Source organism: Psychrosphaera haliotis (assembly GCF_009728465.1).
GTDB classification, from domain to species: Bacteria; Pseudomonadota; Gammaproteobacteria; order Enterobacterales; family Alteromonadaceae; genus Psychrosphaera; species Psychrosphaera haliotis.
The window spans coordinates 110,426-129,526 of record NZ_WOCD01000001.1 but is presented as its reverse complement, the minus strand read 5'-3'; the positions used below and the strand labels follow the sequence as shown (position 1 = coordinate 129,526).

Here is a 19,101-nt window from a genome sequence, read left to right as displayed (position 1 = left end):
AATTCACTAGGCTTTGACATGGACACCGACAACGGCGTTGAAATGAACCAAAATCATGGTCCTTTAGCGTCGCGGTTACGTCCAACCAATTTGACAGAATATGTAGGGCAACGCCATTTAGTCTCTGAGGGTAAAGCCATTTGGAAAATGGTTGAAGCAGGTCATTGCCACTCAATGATTTTGTGGGGACCTCCAGGTACTGGCAAAACGACACTAGCAGAGATAATTGCTAAAGCGGCCAACGCCGATGTAGAAAAACTGTCTGCAATCAGTGCTGGTGTTAAAGATATCCGGATGACCATTGAGCGCGCTGAGCACAGGCGCCAGCAAAGTGGTAAAAAAACTGTCCTGTTTGTTGATGAAGTTCATCGCTTTAATAAAAGTCAGCAAGATGCGTTTTTACCTTATATTGAAGATGGTACCGTTACTTTTATTGGTGCCACAACTGAAAACCCTTCGTTTGAACTTAACAACGCCATTTTGTCTAGAGCGAGAGTCTATGTATTAAAGCATATCGAAGAAGACGACTTACAGTTGTTAATTGATAGAGCTTTAAAAGATAAGGATAAGGGTTTAGGAAAGCTAAACCTTCACGTCACTCCAGAAAATAGAAAGTTGCTTATTAACTTGTGCAGCGGTGATGGCCGAAGACTGTTAAATTTCTTGGAAATATCAGCGGACCTTGTTGAAAATGATGGTGTCATTACAGCAGAAATTATTGAGCAAGCTACTGGTAACCAAATGGCGACGTTTGATAAGGGCGGCGATCATTTTTACGATTTAATAAGTGCCTTTCATAAGTCGGTTTCGCGGTTCTAACCCAGATGGTGCTTTGTATTGGTATGCTAGAATATTAGCTGGTGGAGGAGATCCACTATATGTTGCCAGACGTTTACTTGCCATCGCGTCAGAAGATATTGGTAATGCAGACCCTAGAGCATTGCAAATAGGACTTAATGCCTGGGATGTATATCATCGTGTTGGCCCTGCAGAAGGTGAACGCGCCATCGCGCAGGCAGCCATATTTATGGCGACAGCCGCTAAAAGCAATGCAACCTACGTCGCGTTTAAAGCGGCCAAAGCACTAGCCAAAGAGTCAGGTAATGTTGCCGTGCCAAATCATTTGGTGAATGCGCCTACTGATTTAATGAAGAATATGGGCAAAGGGGATAGCTACCGATATGCACATGATGAAGACAATGCATATGCTGCGGGTGAGACGTATTTACCGGAGGAATTAGCCGGCGTAGAACTATATCAACCGACTAATCGTGGTTTAGAACAAAAAATATCTGAGAAACTAGATTATTTGAAGTCTCTAGATGCTGCATCTAACAATAAGAGGGAGTTTGATTAGTGTATGCATAATATTGTTTTTGTTGCCATTGGTGGAGCAATTGGCGCGTCAATGCGCTTCGGTATAAACGGACTTGTAATGGGTTGGCTAGGGAAAGGTTTTCCGTACGGCACATTAGTTGTGAATGTGATTGGATCATTTTTTATGGGGCTCTTATTTAGCCTTTTAGAACATGGTATAGTTTCGGATATTGCTTGGCGCTCATTTTTGAGTATCGGCTTATTTGGTGCTTTTACAACGTTCTCAACGTTTTCACTAGATACATTATTATTGTTGCAACAAGGCTTTTGGCAAAAGGCTGTGCTCAATATAATGCTTAATGTTTTTGTATGTATTGCAGCCGCGTGGATAGGTATGCAGATAGTCGCGTCAAAATAAACGAATTTGAATATTAGAATTTATAAATAGGTAAAATAAAGACATGTTAGATCCAAAGTTTCTCAGAAATGAAATTCAAGAAACAGCAGCCCGTTTGGCTACTCGTGGTTTTAAGTTAGATGTAGCGCGTTTAGAGGAATTAGAAACTCGACGTAAAGACCTACAGACAGCAACGCAAGAGTTGCAAAATGAGCGTAATGCAAAGTCCAAAAATATTGGCCAAGCAAAAGCACGTGGTGAAGATATTAAACCACTTTTAGACAGTGTTGCTGATTTAGGCGATAAACTAGACGCTGCTAAGTCTGAGTTACAAGTGTTACTTAATGAAATTGATAGCATTGCGTTAGCAATTCCAAATTTACCAGCTGATGACGTACCAAGTGGCGCATCGGAAGATGATAATGTTGAAGTACTAAAATGGGGCGAGCCAAAGTCGTTTGATTTTGAACCTAAAGATCATGTTGATTTAGGCGAGTCGTTGGCAAACGGTTTAGACTTTGCAATGGGCACAAAACTCAGCGGCGCAAGATTTACCGTAATGCGTGGCAAAATAGCACGCATGAACCGTGCATTATCTCAGTTTATGTTAGACCAACATACAGAAGAGCATGGTTATACAGAAACTTATGTGCCTTATCTAGTAAATAACGAAAGCTTGCAGGGCACAGGTCAATTACCAAAGTTTGCAGAAGACTTGTTCCATACTCAGCCATTAACTGGTCAATCTGATAATTTAGACGAGCAAGATGCACGTAAATTATCATTAATACCGACAGCCGAAGTACCGTTAACAAACTTCGCTAGAGATGTTATTTATGATGAGTCTGAGTTGCCAGTTAAATTAACTGCCCATACACCTTGCTTCCGTTCTGAAGCTGGCTCTTATGGCCGCGATACACGTGGTCTAATTCGTCAGCACCAGTTTGACAAGGTAGAGTTAGTTCAAATTGTAAAACCTGAAAATTCAGCGCAAGCACTAGAAGAGTTGACGGGTCATGCAGAAACTATTCTCCAAAAATTAGAGTTACCATACCGAAAAGTAGTACTTTGTACTGGAGACATGGGGTTTGGTGCCACTAAGACTTATGATTTAGAAGTATGGTTGCCGGCACAAAATACTTATCGCGAAATATCGTCGTGTAGCAGCATGGGGGATTTCCAGTCTCGTCGTATGCAAGCTCGTTACCGAGCAAAAGGCGCTAAAAAACCTGACTTAGTTCATACATTAAACGGCTCAGGCTTAGCGGTTGGTAGAACATTAGTAGCAGTTCTTGAAAACTACCAAAATGAAGATGGTAGTATTACGGTTCCAGCGGCTCTAGTTCCATATATGGGTGGTATAACAAAGATAGGCTAGTAAGCCTGCTTTAGTTTATTAATATGTTTAGAAGAAGCGTGGTTACTGTAATCACGCTTTTTTATTGGAGATTAAGGTGTTTGATTTACAAACTGTTTGGTTGTTAATGCTGGTGGCTGGTGTTTTTGCTTTGTTTTGGCAGAGCAGAAAAATTGCTGAACGAGCAAGAGTTGTTGGAACGCAATATTGTAAAACGCATCATTTGCAATTGTTGTCTATCGCCATGTCAGATTGGAGTGTTTCAGTTAAAACAGGCTTAAAATTTACAGTTATGTTTGACTTAAATTACAGTGCTGATGGCTTAAGCGCTAAAAAAGGGGAGATACAGATTGTGAATGGTAAAGTTGAACAAATTAGTCACTGGTCATAGCTCGTATCCAAAATCATTAAACGAATAAACAATAACTGAAAGCCCCAAGACCAATTAATAATTTAACTAACTAATCGATCTGCCTAAGATTTTGATCTTGTTAGTCATTGTTCTTTTTGTAAGCTTTGTGAAGTATAAGAGGCAACGTTTTGGACTATTCAGAGCACTCTAAAACATAGCGTTTTGTAGACTCAGGCAAAAACGCTTCAATAGTTTCAATAGGTGCTTTTCCATTAATCACTTCTCTAATCATAGTTGATGACACTGGTACATCTTCACAACTGATAGTAAATACTCGACGACCTATTTGCTCGGTAATTTCTGGTGCCAAGTTTGAATCGTTCAAATTGAATCCAGGCCTAGTCATGACAACTAAGTAACAATTTTCTAATATTTCCTGCCACTTATACCATTGAGTAAAGCTCAATAACGAGTCAAGCCCCATTAAAAAACCAAGGTCATTATCGGGATATACAGTTTTAAAGTGTAGGATTGTTTTTAATGAATAAGATGGCTCTGAGCTTCCCAACTCAAAGTCACTCACTTTTACTGGGAAAGGGAAGTTCGTCTCTCTGATAGCATCTACAGTCATATTCAATCTTTGTTTAGCACTTAGCTTAGGCGCCTTTTTATGAGGCGGAATATGGCAAGGAATGTAAAGGAGTTCTGTTACAGGTATGCTTTTTTAAGGCTGATTACAGGCTTAATATGACCAAAGTGAATGGGGTTGAACGTTCCTCCGTATAAAAGAACTAAGGGTTTATCTAAAAGTACCATTGTTATGCAATTTCATTATTAAACGGCATTTCAAACGAGCTTAGTGTTTCATAGCCATTTAACAGCAAGCAGATATGCGCAAACAACGTATAAGGGCAGTTAATAGCGTAAAACTTTAACGCTTTATCGATATCAGATAACTGGCTTAGCGCCTGCTTAACTAAAGTAGGGTTTAGTCTTTGAGCAACATTTAAGTAAGTGTTTTGTTTGTTTTTCCAAACTCTTGCGGAGTCAAAAATCTCTTGAGTGCTTTCTGAAAATATTTTCGCATTTTGTAATTTAGCTATTAAATTCAAATCCTTGGCCAAAGACCATAAGATAATATTAGGCTCAAAGTCTTCTAGCTTGAGTCGACCTAAAATGGATAAACACTGCTCTGGTTTATTACCCCAAAGTGCATCGGTAAGCTGAAATACCGTAAATCTCGATTGATCGGATACCTGTTGCTCTAATATTTCATGCGTTAACGTTGGTGAGTTAGGATGAGATAACTTTAGTTTATCTAACTCCTGGGAGCAGGCTAACAGGTTTCCTGCAGTAAAGGCCAACAAAAAAGACTGAGCATCAGGTGTTAAGTTTAAACCTTTAACCGTCAATTGTTGTTGTAACCAACGCTGCAAATGCGGGCCTTCTATTTCATAAATTGGAATATAACAACCAACACTAGAAAGTGACTTAAACCAGGCTGATTTTGTTTGTGCAGCCTCTAACTTTGAGCCAAAAATAACTAATACGGTATCGTCACCTAGACTTTCAGATACTCGCTTTAAAGTATCCGATCCAATTTTTCCGATTTTGTTTGATGTAAGTTCAAGCTCAATTAATTTAGTACTTGAGAATAGTGACATTGATTGAGTGTGTTCAATTAGATCATCCCATTCAAATTGGTCATCATCAGCGAGGCGAATAAACTCTTCAAAACCGAGGTGTTTGGCTTTTGACTTGATTAAATCTCTAGCCTCATTTGTTTGGAAAGGTTCGTCTCCAAAAATTAGATAGCAACTAGCTAGACCTTTTTTTAACTCTTGAGGTAATTGATTTGCATATATCTTCAAGGCGCAACCCTTACTTAATCATTATAAGCTGAGACAATATACGATCACTGGCAATAACTCTTAGTTCTGAAAGTATCAGAGCTCGTTCTCTATCTTTAGCCAATGCATTATTTGGATCATCTTGAAACTCTCTACTTAACTCAACTGTATAGCGTTGAGGCTTTTTGTTTGGTAATAATACTTGGTAACTAGCAATGTAAATTAATTCGTATTCTGCAATCTGTCCATTTGGAAACAAAGATAAGGTGCGTCGTTGAAATGACTCTGGTAGCACATTTAATTGCGCTTTATTGTCACTCAATGAATCTAAAATAATGACTTGGTTTTGTCTTAATCGCTTTTCAAGTTGGGTGCGAAGCGGACTAAAACGCTTGTCGGAAGTTACATATATCGATTTAAGAGAGTCGGGCAGGTAATATTGACCTTTAAGCTTAAATCCACAAGCTGTAATCAAAGACGACACTAAAAGTAGAGAAAATAGCTTAAATTTCATAACAGTCCATTACATATTTTGTTTAATTAGCTTACACAAACACTCACTAAGTAAGAGGAGAAGGCGACAGTAATCTGAACGCCTTCTTTCTAACTAATGATTAATTGGCAACAATGTTAAGTAATTTACCTTTTACAAAAATTACTTTACGAATTGTCTTGCCGTCTGTGAATTTCTTAACATTCTCTTCTTCTTGACCTGCGGTTTTGATGAAGTCTTCTGTTGCATCAGCAGCCACAGTAATTTTTGAACGAACCTTACCGTTAACTTGAATAACAATTAACTTTTCATCTTCAACCATTGCAGATTCATCGGCTACTGGCCACTGAGCTTGTTCAACGTTATCACCATTACCAAGCGATGCCCAAAGCTCGTGACAAACGTGAGGCGTTATTGGAGTTAGCATAATAACAACAGCTTTGACGGCTTCATACATTACCGCTTTGTCTAAATCTGAATCCAACGGGGCTTTGTTAAGCTTATTCGTTAATTCCATAATAGCGGCAATGGCAGTATTAAATGTGTTTCTACGATCCAAGTCATCGGTGACTTTTGCAATTGTTTTGTGTAACTCTCTACGTAATGATTTTTGGTCGCTATTCAATTCACTGACAGAAAACTCTTTAACTATACCGCCATCAATCACGTCTTGCGTTAGTTTCCATACACGTTTAATGAAACGATGTGCACCATCAACGCCAGAGTCAGACCATTCTAATGTTTGCTCAGGAGGGGCAGTAAACATCATAAATAAACGAACAGTATCAGCTCCCAATGTTTGGATTACAGATTCTGGGTCAATACCGTTGTTCTTAGACTTAGACATTTTTGACATGCCAGAAGAGATAACAGGCTGGCCGTCTTCTCTATGCCATGCTTTTGTTACGCGGCCTTTGTCGTCACGCTCAACGTCAATATCGGTAGGCGAGAACCAAACTTTACCGCCATTGCTGTCTTCACGATAATATGTTTCTGCTAGTACCATTCCCTGACATAATAACTTCTTAAACGGCTCATCAGACTCAACTAGGCCCACATCACGCATTAATTTATGGAAAAAACGTGCGTATAAAAGGTGAAGAATAGCGTGTTCAATACCACCAATATATTGATCTACTGGTAACCAGTAATTAGCCTGAGTAGGGTCTAACATTTGATCATCAGACTGAGGTGAGCAGTAACGTGCGTAGTACCAAGACGATTCCATAAAGGTATCAAATGTATCGGTTTCACGTGTAGCAGGCATGCCATTTATGACTGTTTTAGCCCATTCAGGATCTGATTTAATAGGTGAAGCAGCGCCATCCATAACAACATCTTCAGGCAATACAACTGGAAGATCTTGCTCTGGAACAGGAACTGATGTGCCGTCTTCCAATGTCGCCATAGGAATTGGAGCTCCCCAATAACGTTGACGAGAAACGCCCCAGTCACGTAAGCGATAATTAATCGTTTTCTTGCCTGCGCCATTTTCTTCTAACAAGGCAACAATTTTTTCAAAAGCTGCATCAAACTCTAATCCGTCAAATTCGCCAGAATTTATTAGTGAACCGCGCTCTGTAAATGCAGATTCGTTTAAGTTTGCTACATGGTCTTGATCAATTGGTGCAATAACTTGTTGAATTGGTAAGTTATACTTAGTAGCAAATTCCCAGTCACGTTGGTCATGACCAGGAAACTGACATAACCGCACCTGTACCGTAGTTCATTAATACAAAGTTAGCTGCCCATACAGGCACGATTTCACCTGTTAATGGATGTACCGCGCGAATACCCGTATCAACGCCAAGTTTATCCATCGTTGCCATGTCGGCTTCAGCCACTGACTGGCTCTTACACTCTTCTACAAATTCAGCTAGCTTGCTATTTGTTTTAGCGGCTTCTAAAGCCATAGGATGTTGAGCTGCAACAGCTAGGTAAGTGACACCGTACAACGTGTCTGGACGAGTAGTATAAACTTCAATTTTGCTATCTGAACCGTCAACTTTAAAAGATACTTCTGCACCTTCCGAGCGACCGATCCAGTTTTTTTGCATCGCTTTTACTTGTTCTGGCCAACCTTCTAGCGCATCTAAGTCACTAATTAACTCTTCAGCGTAGTCAGTGATCTTGATGAACCATTGTGGAATTTCTTTTTGTTCTACTAGGGCACCTGAACGCCAACCACGACCATCAATAACTTGCTCATTTGCAAGTACCGTTTGGTCAACTGGATCCCAGTTAACGGTTGCCGTTTTTTTATACACTAGGCCTTTTTCGTACAATTTAGTGAAAAACCATTGTTCCCAGCGGTAATACTCTGGAGTACAGGTTGCGAACTCTCTATCCCAGTCATAACCAAAACCAAGACTAGTTAATTGGTTTTTCATGTAATCAATGTTTTCGTAGGTCCACTTTGCTGGTGCCGTTTTATTATTAATGGCAGCATTCTCAGCAGGTAAACCAAATGCATCCCAACCCATTGGCTGCATTACATTTTTGCCTTGTAGGCGCTGGAAACGAGAAATCACATCACCAATGGTGTAGTTTCTTACGTGTCCCATATGCAGACGACCACTTGGATATGGCAACATTGATAAACAATAAAACTTCTCTTTATCGCTGTCTTCAGTAACTTTAAATGTTTGATTCTCTTGCCAAAGTTTTTGAACTTTTTGCTCAATGTCGCGGTGGTTATATTCAGCTTGCATGGACTGCTCTCAGTAAAAGGTAAACGCAATGGCCTTAATAAAAGGCTATGTTACGAAAGTAACTTTGAAGCTTTTTTAAACGCTTCAAAACACTATGAAATTATTTTAAAAATTAGTCGCTAAGGATAACTAATTCAACAACAAGCAACAAGCAACTTAGTGGAAATTATAGACGCTTCGGCAATTATTTTTGATGTTAATTAAGCAATGCGTTTTTTGGGATTTCCATATAGACTTAAGGTATTAAAAGTATTTATAAAATAATTGGATTTATGATCAAAAATAAAACGTTTCGTTTGTCAGCTGATTCGCTTTCTCCTAGTTTTGAAAGCGATAAAATAAATAAGATATTAGCGTCCGATATAAACGCTGAAGTTAACTTTATCGGCCAAGAACGAGCTAAGCAAGCGTTAGAATTTGGTTTAGATATGTCCATGAAAGGCTACAATTTATTTGTGATGGGCGAACCTGCAACCGGTCGACACACGCTTATAAATGATCACATTAAAACCGTAGCAAAAGACAAACAAACGCCAAGTGAGTGGTGTTACGTAAATAACTTCGAGGATAATCGCTCACCTAGTGTTATTCGTTTATCTCCCGGTGATGGCAAAAAGCTCAAAACAGAAATTGAAACACTGATTGATGTTATTTTAGACACGTTCCCGGCAGCCTTTGATAACCCATCTTTTCAACGTAAATGGCGTAACATCGACAAGCATTTTAATAAAAAGTATCAAGACGCTATAGATTTTGTTGAGCAAAAAGCGCAGGCACAAAACGTACTGCTTTTTGAGGAAAAGGGCACAGTCAGTTTTGCTCCGGTAGTCAATGAAAAACCACTGAATGATACTGAGTTTAGCCAGTTAGAAGAGTCTATTAAGCTTCAATTTTACAAAGTAATTGATGATTTAGAAAACGTCTTATCTGAGACATTACTAGAGCTACCGCAATGGAAGCGAGAAATGTTTGAAGCTAGGCGTACATTAACAAAACAAACGATAGAAAATGCGCTTAAACCGATTTTAAAAGACGTGGAGCATAAGTACGCCGCTGAGATTGGTGTTGTAAAGTTTGTGCGAGACATGCGTGAAACGTTGGTGGAAATAATTGAAGAGTATTTGTCGTCAGAAGCTGAAACTGAGCAAGACAAAGATCGTGATGAAATTGATGTTAAAAAAGTATTAGAAGAGCAGCTTTTACCAAACAGTATTACTAAACAAGAGCCACATAATGGCGCCCCTATTATTTACGAAGCTAACCCTACGTTTCAAAATGTATTTGGAAAAATTGAATACAGCTCAGTGCAAGGTTCGGTTTATACAAGTTACCAAATGGTTAGGGCAGGGGCATTACACAAAGCAAACGGCGGATACTTGCTCATTGAAGCGGACAAGTTAATTCACCAACCTGCTGTTTGGGAAGCGTTAAAGCTCGCCCTTAAAAGCCATGAAATTAAAATGGAATCACCTGCAGGTGAAGCTAATATTGTTAACGCTTCGAGTTTAAACCCGCAACCTATTCCATTAGATATAAAGATAATATTAATGGGAAGTAGAGAGCTTTATTATTTAATGCAAGAATATGATAACGAGTTTAATGAACTTTTTAGAGTATTGGCGGACTTTGAACACTATATCGCGCTAAACGACAAAGCTTTGTATAGCTTTATTCAAAAAATAAAAATGTTTGCTCATGATCACGAAATGGTTTTAACCGCCAGCGCTGTTGAGCAGTTATTGCATTTCAGCTTCCGTCAGGCGGAGCACCAACATAAACTATCGGCTAGATTTGCAGATGTACTTGAGTTAATAGGTGAAGCTCAGTTTTTTGCTCGTAAAGCGATAAACAAAAGCGAATTTGAGTCAAATGTATCGTCGACTTTAGTTATAGATAAAGAACATGTTACGCAAGCATTAGACGCTAAAGTCATTCGTTCTGGCCAAATCAGTGAATCATTTTTAGAAGATATTCAAGAAGGGCAGATTTTAATAGACACCGATGGTTTTCAAGTGGGTAAGTTAAATGGACTTACGGTTTTAGAAATTGGTGATACTGTTTTTGGCACGCCGGCTCGTATATCGGCCACTGTGTACGCAGGCTCTACGGGTGTTGTTGATATTGAGAGAGAAGTAGAGCTTGGCAAAGCAATACACTCAAAAGGCGTGATGCTACTAAGCGGATACCTTGGTAATAAATACGCGCAGGGTTTTGCTCTCTCATTTTCAGCAAATATAGCCTTAGAACAGAGTTACGGCCATATTGACGGAGACAGTGCCAGCTTAGGTGAAGTGTGCACCTTGTTATCTGCGATAACTCAAATTCCATTAAATCAGGGGATTGCTATTACTGGTTCGATAAACCAGCACGGGCAAGTTCAGTCCATAGGTGGCGTAAACGAAAAGATTGAGGGCTTTTTTAAGCTGTGTGAAGCCCGAGGTTTAACGGGAGACCAAGGCGTTATTATCCCCAAGACGAATTGTATTAATTTAGTGTTATCGGAGTCGGTTCAGTCAGCGGTTAAAGCGGGAACCTTTGCTATTTATGCCGTTGAAAACGTTGATGATGCTATTACTATATTAACGGGTAAACAAGCTGGGGTAATGTCATCTCGTGGTCGTTATCCTAGGGATACAGTAAACGGATTGGCTGCTCAACGCTTGAGGCATATTGCTGATATTGTGAATCATGAGTTTGGTGAGTAAATAAAAGAGTTATTCACTCACCAACATTTGGTCGGTAAAAATTTATATCTATATGATTTCTAGATTAATGCGGATACTGTCAGTGCATTAAGACTCAGGAGGTTTACATTTAGTCTCTTCAGAGTCTTTTTCTTCTTCATCGCTAGTATCCGATTCGCTGCCATCAGAAGGTTGTTCACACTTATCTTTAGCTCTATTAAGTCCTAAACTTGCGACCATTCCGCTAACATCAAAACTTTCTATGCCTTCATCGTTAAATATGAAGGTTATTTGGGCCAAGCGGTTGTTAAAAAAGTAGTCTTTGTCATCAATCGACAGGATGTAGTCACCCTTTACTGGTTTTCTTAATATTTCTTTATAAAGTGAAATTTTATGTTCACCAAGTTGCCATGTAAACGACTTTAGTGGTTTGCTGTGGAACTCTTGAACCCATACAAAGTTATTGTCTTGCAGTAAAATTGCAATGCTGTACTTCTCTGGTTTGCCTGGTACTTTGTATTGATTCTCTCCAATAATGAACTTCTGCAAATTACCATCATCAGAAAACCCCATTGGCATATTCTTTTCGTGTGTTTTCTTGTAGGGGTCGGTAACAACCAACTTACCTTCTAGAAGAAAGCCATTAGAACTTTTATCTTCAGCCAATGCTGCTATTGAGTTTAAAAGAACAATAAAAATAAAAAAATATTTCAATACTAACTCCTCAGGGAACAGACCTTACAATGTGCAAAGTCTGTTTTAAACTTAGTTTAACTTCTTGTAACGTCAACAAATAATTTGAGGGCCTGACCAGGCTGCAAGTACTTTTTAGTATCCAACTTGTTCCATTTTGCAATGTCTGTCACATTAACTTTAAATTTTTGAGCAATTCGAGCTAACGAGTCGCCATTGCGGACTTTATAAGTTACTTTTCGAACTACGCCGTTTTGTTTTTCTGAGGTAGGCGTTTTAGTCCATATCGCTAATTTTTTACCTGGCTTAAGCGGGTCTGTAGGTGCCATGCCGTTCCATTTAGCAAGGCTTCTTAAGTTAACCTTATAGGCTTTACTTATGTCCCATAGCGTATCGCCGCTTTTTACAATATAAGTTTCTTTGGTGCTAGAACCACGCTTTTTATTCTGGGTTTTAACTAATCTATTGTCAGCTGTTAACTCATAATTATCAATAGCTTGTGACGAGGTTGGTACCATTAGAGCTTGCTTAACTCTAATCATATTACCTTTTATTTTATTTATATCTCTTAACGCGGCTATAGATACTTTATGTTTTGCAGCAATGCCGCCTAACGTGTCACCAGATCTGACAACATACCGAGTCCAAGCCATACGCTCAGAGTCGCTTAAAGCATTTAAATTCGCTTTAAAGCTTTCGGCTTTATCGATTGGTACGATGAATTTGTGCGGACCATTTGGATCGGTAGCCCATTGATTGTAGCCCGGATTCATTTTATGAAGCTCGTTAAGCTCCATATCTGCTAGCTCTGCAGCTTTAGCAATGTCGATTTGTTTTTTAGCATCTATTACTGAAATAGCAGGCTCATTAGCAATTGGATACCAACTCACTTTAAATTCTTCAGAACGTTTTAATAGATCAGAGAGTGCCAATAGCTTAGGGACATATGCAGACGTTTCTCTTGGTAAATCAAGTGACCAGAAGTCAGTCGGTAAATGCCTTTTTCGGTTTCGTTTAATTGCTCTTAAAACTCGACCTTCACCGGAGTTGTAAGCTGCAATAGCATTTAGCCAATCACCATCTAGTGTCTTATGTAAAAAGGACAAATAGTCTAAAGCGGCTCTTGTTGAAGCTGCAACGTCACGGCGTCCGTCGTACCACCAAGTTTGTTTTAACTTAAAGCGATTACCAGTGCCAGGGATGAATTGCCATAAACCTGATGCTCTACCATGAGAGTATGCAAAAGGGTCAAAAGCACTTTCAACAATTGGAAGTAACGCAAGCTCTATTGGCATTTCTCTTTTTTCTATTTCTTCGACAATAAAATGAAGAAATGGTTCTGCTCGTTTAGCAACGCGAGTTATATAGCTCGGGTGTTTTGCATACCAGTTGCGTTCGGTGACTACTTGTCTATTTTGCGGGATTTCAATGGAAAGTTGGTAGCTAATTCGGTTCCAAACATCATCAAACTCCATAGGCTCTTCGTCTAAATCAATAGAACCTACTTCTGGTTGTAGTGCGGCCAGCGTTAATGCGTCTACAACTTCACTAGGGCTTGCTATTTTGCTCGGGCTGTTTGCGTTATTAAGGTTAGGGGCACTAACTACCATTTCCGTATCATTTGAAGCGATTGGTGTAGAGCTACAACCCGCAAGAGCAATTAACGCAGAGACTAAGATGACAATGTTATTTTTCTTTATATACATACAATTAAGGCACTTTTTAAATGGGGCGGCAAGGGTCGCACGCCGAAAATTACTGTTAATAATAACCTAAACCACTATGGGTAGCTAATGCATTGCTTATATTTCTAAAAATCGTCTTTCCATTTTCTCAAGTATGTGAAGGTTTCAAGTTCACTCGGTTGAAGTTGTAATTTATATTTATCTTTTATAGCGATTTGCAACTCATTGGTATGGCATAACAAAAATGGATTAATCGATTTCTCAACGGCAATAGTGGTTGGTACTGTTGGTTGGTTTTTCTCTCGCTTTAATTGAACACTGGTTTTAAATGTCTCTATGGCGCTGTTATTTGGCAAAACATGAGATGCAAACGTTGAATTAGCAAGTGTATATTCATGCGCGCAATAAACCTGCGAATTGTTTGGTAACTCACTAAGTTGTTTTAAAGAAGTTAACATTTGTTTGTGCGTACCTTCAAATAGCCTTCCACAGCCACTTGAAAAGAGCGTATCGCCGACAAAGATATTGGGTTTTGAATAATAGGCAATGTGGTCAATCGTATGCCCGGGCACTGAAATAACAGTAAAAGACATATCGCTAATAGATAGTTTTATTTCATCACCCTGTGTGCAAGGGTGGGTAACCATAGAAAATCTTTTAGTGTCTGGTCCAAATACCTTTGCGTCTGGGAAGTGTTCTAGAAGTTCCTGCACACCACCAATGTGGTCAGGGTGATGATGCGTCAGTAAAATTTCTTTAAGCTCTAGGTTTTGTTCTTGAAGCAGCTTTAAGACAGGTTTTGCATCACCGGGATCAACAATGGCCGCTAAATTCAATTCGTTTTTTAACAACCATAAATAGTTATCATTAAATGCAGGTATACGAACAACTGAATACATATTGGTTTCCTAGGCTTTTTTCGTTATAACTATATTAACTAATTGGAGTTCACAGTAGAAGAGGTACTTTTGAGACCAGCATTAGGCTATAAAACGTCGATTCTATTAGATGATTGGAGTTTAATCCCCAAGGGGCAAGCATTACTGCATTCAGAACAAGCGATTATTGATGAGCGGTTAAACTACTGTTTTGGACAATACCTTTTAAAGATAGGGCCATTAAGTAGTGCAATAAAAACAAACTCATGTGCAATCAATACTCAAATCAATATGTCATCAAAGCTTTCTACAAATCACAACACGGGAATTATAGGCGAATTAGAAGAGCTGCCTTTTTTAGAAAGCTCTATAGATGCTGTTGTAATGAATCATGTTATTGAGTTTACTTCCGATCCGCATCAAGTTTTACGTGAAATACATCGAGTTCTATTGCCAAATGGAAACTTAATCATAAGTGCGTTCAATCCAATTTCATTTTTAAGTGCTCACAAGCTGAATCCAAATAAACGATTTTTAGAATTTAAGCGTGGCCGTTTTTTCACAATTGGCCGGATAATAGATTGGTTACAGTTATTAGGCTTTGAAATAACGTTTGAAAAACGAACTTATTTTCCTTTTGAGTTTGCCTCAGACGATCAGTACGACCAAAGCTATTTAGCTGATTGGGCTCAACGGTTATTTCCCTGGTCTGGTGGTTCTTGTGTGCTCGTTGCGAAAAAACGAGAATGGCCACTTACACCAATAAGACCAAGAGTAAAGTATAAAACTGTCTTTAACCCAGCGGTTAGGACGGGTTCGTTTAACAACCGAAACTCCTGAAGCGCAGAGCCAATAGCTGAAAATTAGGTTCTGTATTGGGTTTGGGCTTTACACTTATAAAACAGTTAACTGTTATTTAATTTAGCTTCCGCTTCAATTGATAAGTCGCGCATATTAATTGCGTATTGTTGTAAACGTTTATCGAGTTTTGTTTTTGGCTCCCAAGCCTCTACCAAAACCTTATCGCCATCCGCGTCAACGGCAATAAAGGTAATGATGCAATGATTTGTTTCTAACGGGTTGCTTAGCTTAGGATCAGTTGCCTTAACACTTACATAAATATGCATGCTGGAATTTCCAGTATGGACTACTTTAGCTTCTACGGTTACTAAGTTACCCACTAAAACGGGTCGAACAAACCTTATAGCGCCAACGGAAACGGTAATACAGTATTTACCGCTCCAGCCAGCTGCACAGGCATACGCCGCTTGGTCAATCCACTTCATTACAACCCCACCATGAACTTTACCGCCAAAATTGACGTCAGTAGGCTCAGCTAGAAAACGAAACTCAACCGCTCGACTTGGTTTATGCATATTTTTTCCCCTTAATTACCTTTAATTGTGGTCGCAAATTTAAAAATTGCTATATTTTTAAACAAATTAACGAGAGGGTTGTCGGATATACAATATTCTTTACAGAAAACCGCGTAATACTGTTTGGTTAAAGTTGACGTTTACGTTAACTGATATTAAATTGTCTGCCATAAAATAGATAATCAAACCTATACTATGAAAGCGACCACGCTACGGTATAAATTTTGGGAGAAGATATGAAGATCCTAGTGCCTATTAAAAGGGTAATCGATTACAACGTTAAAGCTCGTGTAAAAGCCGATAATTCGGACGTTGATCTAGCAAACGTAAAAATGGCAATGAATCCGTTTTGTGAAATTGCTGTTGAAGAAGCGGTTCGCTTAAAAGAGCAGGGCAAAGCTGAAGAAGTGATTGTTGTATCGATTGGTGACAAATCTTGCCAAGAGCAGTTGCGTACAGCATTAGCCCTAGGTGCTGATAGAGCCATTCAAATTGATTCTGATGCGAAACTTGGTTCTCTTCAGGTAGCGAAATTACTTAAAGAGCTAGTTGATAAAGAACAACCTAATTTAGTTATCTTAGGTAAACAATCAATAGATTCTGATAATAACCAAACAGGCCAAATGCTAGCTGCATTAACAAACTTACCTCAAGGTACGTTTGCTTCAAAGGTTGATTTAGAAGCTGATAAAGTGCAAGTAACAAGAGAAGTGGATGGCGGTTTACAAACGGTTTCTTTGAGCCTTCCTGCTATCGTAACTACTGATCTTCGCTTAAATGAACCTCGTTATGCATCATTACCTAACATCATGAAAGCAAAGCGTAAACCATTAGAAGTTATACCTGCGGCTGATTTAGGCGTAGAACTAACGAGCAAAGTAAAAGTATTAAAAGTTGAAGAGCCTTCTCAACGTGGTGGCGGTGTTATTGTTGAATCAGTAGCTGAGCTTGTTGAAAAGTTAAAGAATGAAGCAAAGGTGATCGCATGAGCATTTTATTAGTTGCAGAACATGACAACAGTGAACTGAAAGTAGATACGCTAAAGGCTGTTAACGCAGCATCAAAAATTGGCGGTGATATTACTGTTTTAGTAGCAGGTCTAAACTGTTCAGGCGTAGCTGATGAAGCAAGCAAGATAGATGGCGTAAGCAAAGTATTGCTAGCTGACAATGCCGCTTATGAGCATAGCTTAGCAGAAAACTTAGGTGCCCTTGTTGTTGACTTAGCAAGTGACTATTCTCACATCCTAGCGCCTGCAACTACTACAGGTAAGAACTTTATGCCTCGCGTTGCGGCGTTGCTAGATGTTGAACAAATTTCTGACATTATTTCAGTTGAAGGTTCTGATACATTCACACGACCTATTTACGCAGGCAACGCAATTGCGACGGTTCAATCTGAATACGCTAAAAAAGTAATTACCATTCGTACTTCTGCTTTTGATAAAGCTGCATTAACGGGAAGTGCTGAAGTGGTTTCAATTGGTTCTGAGCAAAACGCCGGTTTATCATCTTTTGTATCTCAAGAGTTAACAGAGTCTGAACGACCTGAGCTTACTGCGGCGAGTGTTGTTATCTCTGGTGGTCGAGGCATGCAAAACGGCGAAAACTTTAAGCTACTAGATGGTATTGCTGATAAGTTAGGTGCCGCTGTTGGTGCTTCTCGTGCTGCAGTAGATGCAGGCTTTGTACCTAATGATATGCAAGTTGGTCAAACGGGTAAAATTGTTGCACCAGACTTATACATCGCCGTTGGTATCTCAGGTGCTATTCAGCACTTGGCCGGTATGAAAGATTCAAAAGTAATTGTTGCTATTAATAAAGACGCAGAAGCGCCAATTTTTCAGGTTGCCGACTACGGTTTAGTGGCAGACTTATTTGAAGCGTTACCAGAGCTAGAAACGTCAATCTAACGTTTAGGCATATAAAAATAATTAAAACCTAACCATAAGCGTTAGGTTTTTTTTTGCACTTAATTTGGCGAGCTCAGTCGGAATTTGATGGCAAATTTTGAAGTTTAAGGAACGATAGAATTCAATTAAGTTATCTTCACATAAAGTATAAAGAGGGAAGGTCGTTATAAGCTTTTCGGTATAAGACGTTATTAACCAACCCAACTTCTTTTGTCGGTATGCAGGGGCTACAAATAAACTACGGAATAAATAAAGGGGAGCTTGCTGAGCTCTTAAATTTCTAATAAGTGCGGCACCAGCTATATGATGTAACGCCAAGGTATTATCACTCTTGGCGTTTTCAGTTGACCTCGCAATAACGATTAAGTCACTGGAGCAAGCGTTTACATTCTGTTTGTGCTTTTTATAAAACTGATTGATTGGCTTTTGAGACGCTTGATTATAAACCTCAACAACCGTACCGGAAGTTACCACTTTTTCTTAGGCGCAAATAAAGCATCTAAATCGTCATTTTCTTCTGACTGTTTTTTCTTAACATCATCAAGGTTTGCAGATTTTAAATCTTTAGCAATTTGAGAGAGCAGCTCTTCAATTTCACCCAATCGGGTAATTATATATTCGTCTGCGTAGTTTTGTTTTTCTAAGGTTAATTTAGCTTTTTCAAAATATTGACGAGCTGAGCCGCTCATATTTTTACTCATTGCGACCTTGCCGCGACGCATTTGAGTTTCAATATTAATTCTTAGTTGTAGTTTTTCGAATTTTTTATCTTCTTTAACAAAAATTTCACTGGATATACGGCCCTTGCCATGTTCCGACCGCAGAATAATACGGAATTTCTTAATTCCTTGAATAATACCTATTAGCTGTTTTTCGTTTTCAGGAAGAGTCATTGACTCTGCGTCACCCGCAGCAAAGTCACCAGAGTTGATTTTAGTTTGTACTTGTTGAATTCGGTTGCCAACTTCTTTATTGCCAGGCGTTAACTCTTGCATTCCTTTCAGGGCGCTAAGCTCACGATTGAGAAGAATGGCATAGCCTTCTTTCGACAATGGGATACCCGCCGCATTTTGCACAGCTTCTTCTGTTTCGTCGATAATTGCTCGAAACTTTATTATTTCTCTACGACGTTCTTCTTCTTGTTTTTTTTTCTGCTGTTGCATTGTGTTTGTAACTACAACGATAACAACTAAACCAAGAATCAAGCCAACGATGATGGCAAAAAGCATAAATAATCCTTAAATTGGCTGGCCACACTAAAAATTCATAACACTAACAAGTATCTATCTTAGACCAAATGTCACTATGTTTGCATAGTAAACAATTTTTTACGTTAGGGTAGTGATATAACTTTGAACATGTATAAAAATTTATGGAATAAATGATACATTATGTA

The 19,101-nt window shown here is 39.0% G+C and carries 17 protein-coding genes and 2 pseudogenes; 8 read left to right on the top strand and 11 right to left on the bottom strand.

Going from position 1 to position 19,101, the window contains the following annotated elements; translation table 11 throughout:
* Positions 1-18 precede the first annotated feature (18 nt).
* The 4 genes and pseudogenes from GNP35_RS00575 to GNP35_RS00560 all read left to right on the top strand — a co-directional run bounded on the left by GNP35_RS00575 (position 19) and on the right by GNP35_RS00560 (position 3,462).
* A pseudogene (locus GNP35_RS00575) lies at positions 19-1,357 on the top strand (replication-associated recombination protein A).
* Positions 1,358-1,360: 3 nt separating this feature from the next.
* A complete protein-coding gene (gene crcB / locus GNP35_RS00570; RefSeq protein ID WP_155693564.1) occupies positions 1,361-1,735 on the top strand; it encodes a fluoride efflux transporter CrcB in 375 nt (124 codons plus the stop codon).
* A 43-nt stretch (positions 1,736-1,778) separates the two neighbouring features.
* A complete protein-coding gene (serS, locus tag GNP35_RS00565) occupies positions 1,779-3,092 on the top strand; it encodes a serine--tRNA ligase (RefSeq protein WP_155693562.1) in 1,314 nt (437 codons plus the stop codon).
* Between the two features lie 76 nt (positions 3,093-3,168).
* On the top strand, positions 3,169-3,462 hold the full coding sequence (locus tag GNP35_RS00560; RefSeq protein ID WP_155693561.1) for a DUF3301 domain-containing protein: 294 nt from the start codon (positions 3,169-3,171) through the stop codon (positions 3,460-3,462).
* Between the two features lie 154 nt (positions 3,463-3,616).
* Here GNP35_RS00560 and GNP35_RS00555 read toward each other — a convergent pair whose 3' ends face one another.
* From GNP35_RS00555 to leuS, 5 genes and pseudogenes are all read right to left on the bottom strand, one after another.
* Positions 3,617-4,117: a nicotinate-nicotinamide nucleotide adenylyltransferase gene (locus GNP35_RS00555; RefSeq protein WP_330997689.1), complete on the bottom strand. Its 501-nt coding sequence runs from the start codon at positions 4,115-4,117 to the stop codon at positions 3,617-3,619.
* A 14-nt stretch (positions 4,118-4,131) separates the two neighbouring features.
* The gene (locus GNP35_RS16440; protein ID WP_155693557.1) at positions 4,132-4,239 is read right to left on the bottom strand and encodes a hypothetical protein; all 108 of its coding nucleotides are present in this window, start codon (positions 4,237-4,239) and stop codon (positions 4,132-4,134) included.
* A gap of 2 nt (positions 4,240-4,241) precedes the next feature.
* Entirely contained in the window at positions 4,242-5,294 is a 1,053-nt protein-coding gene (gene holA, locus GNP35_RS00545) for a DNA polymerase III subunit delta (RefSeq protein ID WP_155693555.1), read from the bottom strand.
* Positions 5,295-5,304: 10 nt separating this feature from the next.
* Positions 5,305-5,787, bottom strand: a complete 483-nt coding sequence (locus tag GNP35_RS00540; RefSeq protein ID WP_155693553.1) for an LPS-assembly lipoprotein LptE — start codon at positions 5,785-5,787, stop codon at positions 5,305-5,307.
* A gap of 100 nt (positions 5,788-5,887) precedes the next feature.
* Positions 5,888-8,477: pseudogene (gene leuS / locus GNP35_RS00535) on the bottom strand (leucine--tRNA ligase).
* A 272-nt stretch (positions 8,478-8,749) separates the two neighbouring features.
* Here leuS and GNP35_RS00530 point away from each other — a divergent pair.
* Positions 8,750-11,182 carry a Lon protease family protein gene (locus GNP35_RS00530; protein ID WP_155693551.1) on the top strand — a complete coding sequence of 811 codons (2,433 nt, stop codon included), beginning with the start codon at positions 8,750-8,752 and terminating at the stop codon, positions 11,180-11,182.
* A gap of 87 nt (positions 11,183-11,269) precedes the next feature.
* Here the strand turns inward: GNP35_RS00530 and GNP35_RS00525 are convergent, their stop codons facing one another.
* From GNP35_RS00525 to gloB, 3 genes are all read right to left on the bottom strand, one after another.
* On the bottom strand, positions 11,270-11,875 hold the full coding sequence (locus GNP35_RS00525) for a hypothetical protein (protein WP_155693549.1): 606 nt from the start codon (positions 11,873-11,875) through the stop codon (positions 11,270-11,272).
* A 56-nt stretch (positions 11,876-11,931) separates the two neighbouring features.
* Entirely contained in the window at positions 11,932-13,560 is a 1,629-nt protein-coding gene (locus GNP35_RS00520) for a LysM peptidoglycan-binding domain-containing protein (RefSeq protein ID WP_155693547.1), read from the bottom strand.
* 104 nt (positions 13,561-13,664) lie between these two features.
* Complete coding sequence (gene gloB / locus GNP35_RS00515) at positions 13,665-14,438, bottom strand: hydroxyacylglutathione hydrolase (RefSeq protein WP_155693545.1); 774 nt, start codon at positions 14,436-14,438, stop codon at positions 13,665-13,667.
* Positions 14,439-14,507: 69 nt separating this feature from the next.
* Between gloB and GNP35_RS00510 the strand changes: the two genes are divergently transcribed.
* A complete protein-coding gene (locus GNP35_RS00510) occupies positions 14,508-15,257 on the top strand; it encodes a class I SAM-dependent methyltransferase (protein ID WP_155693543.1) in 750 nt (249 codons plus the stop codon).
* A gap of 65 nt (positions 15,258-15,322) precedes the next feature.
* Here the strand turns inward: GNP35_RS00510 and GNP35_RS00505 are convergent, their stop codons facing one another.
* On the bottom strand, positions 15,323-15,793 hold the full coding sequence (locus GNP35_RS00505; protein ID WP_155693541.1) for an acyl-CoA thioesterase: 471 nt from the start codon (positions 15,791-15,793) through the stop codon (positions 15,323-15,325).
* Positions 15,794-16,029: 236 nt separating this feature from the next.
* Between GNP35_RS00505 and GNP35_RS00500 the strand changes: the two genes are divergently transcribed.
* Complete coding sequence (locus GNP35_RS00500; RefSeq protein WP_155693539.1) at positions 16,030-16,782, top strand: electron transfer flavoprotein subunit beta/FixA family protein; 753 nt, start codon at positions 16,030-16,032, stop codon at positions 16,780-16,782.
* A complete protein-coding gene (locus GNP35_RS00495) occupies positions 16,779-17,705 on the top strand; it encodes an electron transfer flavoprotein subunit alpha/FixB family protein (protein ID WP_155693536.1) in 927 nt (308 codons plus the stop codon). The genes GNP35_RS00500 and GNP35_RS00495 overlap by 4 nt, the downstream gene beginning before the upstream one ends.
* Positions 17,706-17,726: 21 nt before the next feature.
* Here the strand turns inward: GNP35_RS00495 and GNP35_RS00490 are convergent, their stop codons facing one another.
* Together GNP35_RS00490 and GNP35_RS00485 are read right to left on the bottom strand one after the other, a co-directional pair.
* The gene (locus GNP35_RS00490) at positions 17,727-18,179 is read right to left on the bottom strand and encodes a GNAT family N-acetyltransferase (protein WP_155693528.1); all 453 of its coding nucleotides are present in this window, start codon (positions 18,177-18,179) and stop codon (positions 17,727-17,729) included.
* On the bottom strand, positions 18,173-18,934 hold the full coding sequence (locus GNP35_RS00485) for a hypothetical protein (RefSeq protein WP_155693526.1): 762 nt from the start codon (positions 18,932-18,934) through the stop codon (positions 18,173-18,175). The genes GNP35_RS00490 and GNP35_RS00485 overlap by 7 nt, the downstream gene beginning before the upstream one ends.
* Positions 18,935-19,101 lie beyond the last annotated feature (167 nt).